Source organism: Streptomyces sp. NPDC059142 (assembly GCF_042755665.1).
Taxonomy (GTDB): domain Bacteria; phylum Actinomycetota; class Actinomycetes; order Streptomycetales; family Streptomycetaceae; genus Streptomyces.
In genome coordinates, this window is sequence record NZ_JBHZDA010000176.1 from 1 (window position 1) to 6,769 (window position 6,769).

At 73.2% G+C, this 6,769-nt stretch carries 4 protein-coding genes and 2 pseudogenes; all 6 read left to right on the forward strand.

Annotated elements, in window-relative coordinates; genetic code table 11:
* Positions 1-432, forward strand: a pseudogene (locus ACFXPK_RS32155) (hypothetical protein); the annotation flags it as partial.
* Positions 433-514: 82 nt separating this feature from the next.
* Positions 515-1,738 carry a cytidylyltransferase domain-containing protein gene (locus ACFXPK_RS32160; RefSeq protein ID WP_385080687.1) on the forward strand — a complete coding sequence of 408 codons (1,224 nt, stop codon included), beginning with the start codon at positions 515-517 and terminating at the stop codon, positions 1,736-1,738.
* A 44-nt stretch (positions 1,739-1,782) separates the two neighbouring features.
* On the forward strand, positions 1,783-2,709 hold the full coding sequence (locus ACFXPK_RS32165) for an N-acetylneuraminate synthase family protein (RefSeq protein ID WP_384844779.1): 927 nt from the start codon (positions 1,783-1,785) through the stop codon (positions 2,707-2,709).
* A 4-nt stretch (positions 2,710-2,713) separates the two neighbouring features.
* Positions 2,714-3,963: pseudogene (locus ACFXPK_RS32170) on the forward strand (hypothetical protein); the annotation flags it as partial.
* Positions 3,964-4,295: 332 nt separating this feature from the next.
* A complete protein-coding gene (locus tag ACFXPK_RS32175; protein WP_385007717.1) occupies positions 4,296-5,528 on the forward strand; it encodes an amidohydrolase in 1,233 nt (410 codons plus the stop codon).
* Between the two features lie 164 nt (positions 5,529-5,692).
* Positions 5,693-6,742 carry a BMP family protein gene (locus ACFXPK_RS32180; RefSeq protein WP_385007715.1) on the forward strand — a complete coding sequence of 350 codons (1,050 nt, stop codon included), beginning with the start codon at positions 5,693-5,695 and terminating at the stop codon, positions 6,740-6,742.
* Positions 6,743-6,769 lie beyond the last annotated feature (27 nt).

Sequence of the window (6,769 nt, forward strand, 5' to 3'; positions counted from 1 at the left end):
GGCAACCACCACTGCCTCGGCTCCGGGGGCCGGGCCTCCGGGGACCTGCTCGACGGCGGCGGACGCCCCGTCCCCGACGCCGGGGGGGCCGCCCGGCCGGGCGTCGCCGCCGACGGCTCCTACGCCAGGGCCTTCGACACGGCCCGCCGGCGCGTCACCGAGCTGACCGAGCGGGGCGCCGCCGGGGAACTCCCCGGGATCAGCCCGTACTACACGGCCACGACCGCCCCCGGATACCTGCCGGGCCTCCTCGCCCGCTACCACCTCGCGGCGGACGGGACTCCGCTGCCCGCCGCCGCCAGAACCGCCGAGAACAGTCCGGGTGGAGTGCGGCGCGTGGTGCGCGAGGCGGTACGGGGAGCGGCGCGCGGCGCGTACCGGCACGGGGTGCAGCGCGTGGCGCCGGTCATCCGCCGGATGGGCGAGCTGTGACCGCGCCCGCCGGCCGCCCGGCCACCCCCGCACGACCTGTCATCGCACGAGCCGCGCACACCCGACCCCCTACGGAGTACTGATGACCGTCCTCGCGGTGATCCCCGCACGCGGCGGATCCAAGGGCGTACCCGCCAAGAACCTCGCGCCCGTCGGCGGCGTCCCGCTCGTCGTCCGGGCGGTCCGCGCCTGCCTGGCGGCCCGGCGCGTCACCGACGTCGTCGTCTCCACCGACGACGCGCTGATCGCCGAGGCGGCCCGCACGGCCGGCGCCGAGATCGTCCTGCGTCCCGCCGCGATCGCGGGGGACACCGCGACCAGCGAGGACGCCGTCCTGCACGCCATGGACGCCCACGCCGCCCTGCGCGGCGGGAACGGCGACGGCCACGGCGATCCCGAGGTGGTGCTGCTGGTGCAGTGCACCAGCCCCTTCCTCACCGCCGACGACCTCGACGGCGTCACCGGCGCGGTCACCGAGGACGGCGCCGACACCGCGCTGACCGTCGCGCCCACCCACGGCTTCGTCTGGCGCCAGGACGGCGCGGGCCGCACCGAGCCGGACGGCTACGGCGTCAACCACGACAAGGCCAACCGGCCGCGCCGCCAGGACCGCCCCCAGGAGTACCTGGAGACCGGCGCCGCCTACGCGATGCGCGCCGACGGCTTCCGCGCCGCACGCCACCGCTTCTTCGGCCGCACCGCGCTCGTCCCCACCGACCCCGCGCGGGTCCTGGAGATCGACGACCCGCACGACCTGGCCCGCGCCCGGCTCCTCGCGCCGCTGCTCGACCCGCAGGTCCTGCCCTCGTACGACGACGTCGACGCCGTCGTCCTCGACTTCGACGGGACGCAGACCGACGACAAGGTGCACATCGACTCCGACGGCCGCGAGACGGTCGCCGTGCACCGCGGCGACGGCCTCGGCATCGCCGCGCTGCGCCGCTCCGGGCTCGAACTGCTCATCCTCTCCACCGAGCGGAACCCGGTCGTCGCCGCCCGCGCCCGCAAGCTCCAGGTACCGGTGCTGCACGGCATCGACCGCAAGGACCTGGCGCTCAAGCAGTGGTGCGACGAGCACGGCATCGCGCCCGAACGGGTCCTCTACGTCGGCAACGACGTCAACGACCTGCCCTGCTTCGGCCTCGCCGGCTGGCCGGTGGCCGTCGCGAGCGCCCACGACGAGGTACGCGCCGCGGCGCGCGCCGTCACGACCACGCCCGGCGGCGAGGGCGCCGTCCGGGAGATCGCCACCTGGCTGCTCGGCCCGGCGCTCTCCACGGCTCCCGCCACCCCGACCGCCCCGTGAACCCCCACACCCTCCACACTGTCAACAAGTAAGGACGCACCGCCATGAGCACCAACTCCCCTTCCCGTCTGCGGAACTTCGGTACCCGGACCGCGGGCCCCGGCCGCCCCGTCTACATCACGGGCGAGATCGGCATCAACCACAACGGTGAGCTGGACAACGCCCTGGCCCTGATCGACGTGGCCGCCGAGGCGGGCTGTGACGCGGTCAAGTTCCAGAAGCGCACCCCGGAGATCTGCACCCCGCGCGACCAGTGGGACATCGAGCGCGACACCCCCTGGGGCCGGATGACGTACATCGACTACCGCCACCGCGTCGAGTTCGGCGAGGACGAGTACCGCACCATCGCCGAGCACTGCGCCAAGCGCGGCATCGACTGGTTCGCCTCCCCGTGGGACACCGAGGCCGTCGCCTTCCTGGAGAAGTTCGACGTGCCCGCCCACAAGGTGGCCTCCGCCTCCCTCACCGACGACGAGCTGCTGCGCGCCCTGCGCGCCACCGGCCGCACCGTCATCCTCTCCACCGGCATGTCGACGCCGAAGCAGATCCGCCACGCGGTCGAGGTCCTGGGCAGCGACAACATCCTGCTCTGCCACGCCACGTCGACCTACCCGGCCAAGGCCGAGGAGCTGAACCTGCGGGTCATCAACACCCTCCAGGCCGAGTTCCCGAACGTCCCGATCGGCTACAGCGGCCACGAGACCGGTCTCCAGACCACCCTCGCCGCCGTCGCCCTCGGCGCCACGTTCGTCGAGCGCCACATCACCCTCGACCGCGCCATGTGGGGCTCGGACCAGGCCGCCTCCGTCGAGCCGCAGGGCCTGACGCGCCTCGTCCGCGACATCCGCACCATCGAGGCCTCCCTCGGTGACGGCGTCAAGAAGGTGTACGAGTCGGAGCTCGGCCCGATGAAGAAGCTCCGCCGTGTCGCGGGCGTCGTCGCCGAGGCCGCCGAGCCGGTCGCGGTCTGACGCCATGACCGGTGCCGGCGGGGGCAGCTCCCCGTACCAGAGCGAGACAGCGGCTTCGGCGCCCGCGGGCGTCCCCCTCTCCGACGCCCCCGCCGCCCCCACGATCGCCTTCGTGGAGAGCCCGGTCCAACTGCTCAACGTGCTGGAGTGGGCGCACCTCAGCCGGGCGGGCGACGCGCTCACCGTCGTCGTGCTGTCGCCCACCGACCCCATGTCGCGCGGCCAGCTCCGCCGGGTGGCCGAGCTGGCCCGCGACGAGGGCTTCACGGTCCGCTGGCAGGAGGCGCGCGGCGGGGCCGGGGCGCCGCTGCGGACCGTACGGGAGCTGGCACCGCTGCTGCGCAAGGCGGACCGGGTCGTCATCGGTGACCCGTTCTCCCGCTACGTGCAGCTCCTGCTGGCCCTGGTCCCGACCAAGGAACTGACGGTCGTCGACGACGGCACCGCGACGATGGAGTTCGTCGGGCAGCTCGCCCGGGGCGAGCGGCTGGTGCGCTGGCACCGGCGCGGCGGCGGGGGCCGGGCGCCGGGCCGGGGGGGGGCGCCCGGGCCCGCGGCCGGCCGCCGCCGGGGCGCCCCCGGGGGCGCCCCCCGGGGGGGGGGGGGTCCCCCGCGGGGGGGGGGATGGGGGGGCGGGGCGGGGCGGGGGGGGGGGGGGGGGGGGGCCCGGGGGGGGGGGGGGGCCCCGCGCCCCCGGCCCCCCCCCGCCGCCGGCTCACCCCGTCGGCCGCCCGCGCGGTCGAGGTCTTCACCTCGATGCCGGTCGAAGGGGTGCCCGACGGCATCACCGTCACGGCCAACACCTTCGCCTGGACCCGTGCGACCTTCGGGCCGCCCCGGATCACGACCGGCGCCGACATGGTCGGCACCTCGCTGGTCGAGACGGGCGTGGTCGACGCGGACCTGTACACCGAGGCGGTCATCTCGCTCGCCCGTACCCACGGCGCGACGCGGTACTTCGCGCACCGGCGCGAGAACGTCGACAAGCTCCACCAGCTCCACATCGCGACGGGCCTGGAGATCGTCCGCCCCGACCTGCCCCTGGAGCTGATCGCCCGCCGCGGCCCGATCGGCCGTACGGTGCTGAGCTTCCCGTCCACGGTGGTCCACACCCTGCCGCTGGCCCTCGCGGGCACGGGCGTACGGGTCGCGGTCTGCGACATAGCCCCGGAATGGCTCAAGGCGACGGCCTCGTCCCGCGCGCAGGGCTTCCTCTCCGGCGTCACGGCCACGGCCCGCGACGTCCACCGCCTCCCGAGGCTCCCCTCACCGGCCTGAACCCCCGGCCACCTGCGGGAACCGCGCACCCCGTCCCCGCCCCCCCCCCCCCCGCCGCGGGGGGGCGCCCGCGAGGCGCGGGGGCCCCCCCCCCCCGCGTCGTGCCGCCGCCCTGCGGGCCCGGACCGAGGCGCCTTCCCCGGGGTGGAGACGCCCGAATGCCGCCACCGAGACCGGCCGGTATACCCGTAGCAGATGATCACCATGCATGGGCGCTGCGTATTTCTTCCCCTGAGTGGCTGAAATTTTATGGATCAGGGGTTGGTTGATCACTAAAGGGGCCTACCCTTCGACAGGTGAGCCAGTTGATGTCCTGCGAGTCCGAGACCGATCTGCCCGGGGAAGCGAGCCACCCGGCGCTCCCCGGCACGCTGCCCGACGCCCTGCGCGACGAGCTGATCGCCTTCCGCCGGGACATGCACATGCACCCCGAGCTGGGGAACCAGGAGTTCCGGACCACCGCCGCGCTCAAGCGCCGGCTGGAGCAGGCGGGGCTCGCACCGCGCGTCCTGCACACCGGCACCGGGCTCGTCTGCGACATCGGGACCCCGGACCCCGCGCGCCCCATGCTGGCGCTGCGCGCCGACATCGACGGGCTGCCCATCCCGGACACCAAGACCGGCGTCCCGTACCGCTCCACCGTCCCCGACCGGGCGCACGCCTGCGGGCACGACGTGCATACCGCCGCCGTCCTCGGCGCCGGGCTGGTCCTCGCCGAGCTGGAGCGGCAGGGGCTGCTGCCTTCCCCCGTACGGCTGATCTTCCAGCCCGCCGAGGAGGTCCTGCCCGGCGGCGCCGCCGACGCCATCGAGTCCGGTGTCCTGGACGGCGTCGGATCGATCATCGCCGTGCACTGCGACCCCAAGGTCGACGCCGGGACGATCGGACTGCGGCCAGGACCGATCACCTCCGCCTGCGACCGGCTGGAGATCGCCCTGGACGGGCCCGGCGGCCACACCGCCCGCCCGCACCTCACCACCGATCTGGTCACCGCCGCCGCCAAGGTCGCCACCGACGTCCCCGCGCTCCTCGCGCGCCGGGTCGACGCCCGCTCCGGGCTCGCCGTCACCTGGGGCCGTATCGAGGCGGGCCACGCCTGCAACGTCATCCCGCAGCACGCCGAACTCTCCGGCACCGTCCGCTGCCTGGACCTGCCCGCGTGGCGGGACGCGCCGGACCTGGTGCACGCCGCGATCGACGAGATCGCCACGCTCCACCGCGCCAAGTCACAGATCACCTATGTGCGCGGGGTGCCACCGGTCGTCAACGACCCCGTCGTCACCGAACTCCTCCGCACCGCGCAGACCGCGCGGCGCGGTTCGTATGCAATCGAGGACACCGAGCAGAGCCTCGGCGGCGAGGACTTCTCCTGGTATCTCGAACAGGTGCCGGGAGCCATGGCGCGCCTCGGCGTACGGGTCCCCGGCAGCCAGGCGCGATACGACCTGCATCGTGGTGATTTCGACGTCGACGAACACGCCATCCAGGTCGGTGTGGAGCTTTTCACTGCCGCCGCGTTGATCGACGGCGACCGTCCGTGACGGGCCGGGGAGCGTCGGCGCGCCGCGCGCTCCCCTGCTGTTCGCCTTCCGTTCGCGACGATCCGATAACAGCTTCCGTACAGGTCTTTATCTGACATCTACGCGCGTTACGATCGCCGCGAAACCAGCGCCGGAAGAGGCGCTTAGGCCAGAAGGAGCCTCCCGTGCGCCGGATCACCAGGATAGCCACCGTGGGCGTCGCGTCAGCGGCACTCGCGCTCTCCGCCACCGCCTGTGGCGGCAAGTCGTCGTCGGACGCCGGAACCGACTCCGGCGAGGCGAAGGCCGCCATCGCCTACGACATCGGTGGCAAGGGTGACCAGTCGTTCAACGACGCGGCCTACGCCGGTCTCGCCAAGGCCGAGAAGGACCTCGGCATCAAGGGCACCGACTCGGAGCCGACGGACGGGGAGGGCGACGCCGACAAGGTGCAGCGCCTCACCGACCTGGCCCGCGCCGGCAACAACCCGGTCATCGGCGTCGGCTTCGCCTACGCGCCCGCCATCAAGAAGGTCGCGCCGAAGTTCCCCAAGGTCTCCTTCGGGATCATCGACGACTCCTCGGTCACCGACAAGAACATCGCCAACATGGTGTTCAACGAGGAGCAGGGCTCCTACCTCGCGGGCGTCGCCGCGGCCAAGGCCACCAAGACGAAGACCGTCGGCTTCATCGGCGGTGTCGAGACCCCGCTGATCAAGAAGTTCCAGGCCGGCTTCGAGCAGGGCGTCAAGGCCACCGACCCGTCGGTGAAGGTCCTGTCGCAGTACCTGACGCAGCCCCCGAACTTCGACGGCTTCTCCAAGCCGGATCTCGGCAAGGCCGCCGCGCAGGGCCAGCTCGACAAGAACGCCGACGTGGTCTACCACGCCGCCGGTCTGGCCGGCTTCGGCGCCATCGAGGCGACCGCGACGGCCGGCAAGTGGGCCATCGGCGTCGACTCCGACCAGTACACCCAGAAGGGCCTGGCCAAGTACAAGGACAAGATCCTCACCTCGGTCACCAAGGACGTCTCCGACGCCGTCTTCAACCTGATCCAGTCGGTCAAGGACGGCAAGCCCGAGTCCGGTGAGATCCGTTACGGCCTGGACAAGGACGGCGTCGGCCTGTCCGACTCCAACCCGGCGTACACCAAGATGACCGATGTCGTCACCGCCGTCGAGAAGGCGAAGAAGGACATCATCGACGGCAAGATCACCGTCAAGACCACCCCGTAACATCGCACGCGCGGACCGCATCCGGTC